The following is a 275-nucleotide window of genomic DNA, read 5'->3' on the forward strand; positions in this document are numbered from 1 at the left end:
GTCGAAGTAGGTGATCAGCTGGTCAACGTTGACAGACTGGACCTCAACACCGTTGAAGTTGATCTGCTCCTGCTTGTAGGACTGCAGTTGGTTCTTGAAGTTCTGGAAGTAGTTGACGATGCGGGCGATGACCTGGTAGAAGACGGGGTCCCTCAGGGCAGCGGAGTTGGTCTCAACGGCACCGGGAGCGTTCTGGTACTGGTTGTTGGGGTCAACAATGCTTCCGACCACCTTCCTGAAGACGTCAAAGTATCCGTAAAGGCCGTTGTTGGCAG

At 54.2% G+C, this 275-nt stretch carries 1 protein-coding gene; it reads right to left on the bottom strand.

All coding sequences use genetic code 11. From position 1 onward, the window contains the following. On the bottom strand, window positions 1–275 hold a 275-nt coding region (locus tag P2081_RS20870; protein ID WP_278924701.1), incomplete at both ends, for a hypothetical protein.

It is taken from the genome of Pseudophaeobacter profundi, from assembly GCF_029697505.1.
Taxonomy (GTDB): domain Bacteria; phylum Pseudomonadota; class Alphaproteobacteria; order Rhodobacterales; family Rhodobacteraceae; genus Pseudophaeobacter; species Pseudophaeobacter profundi.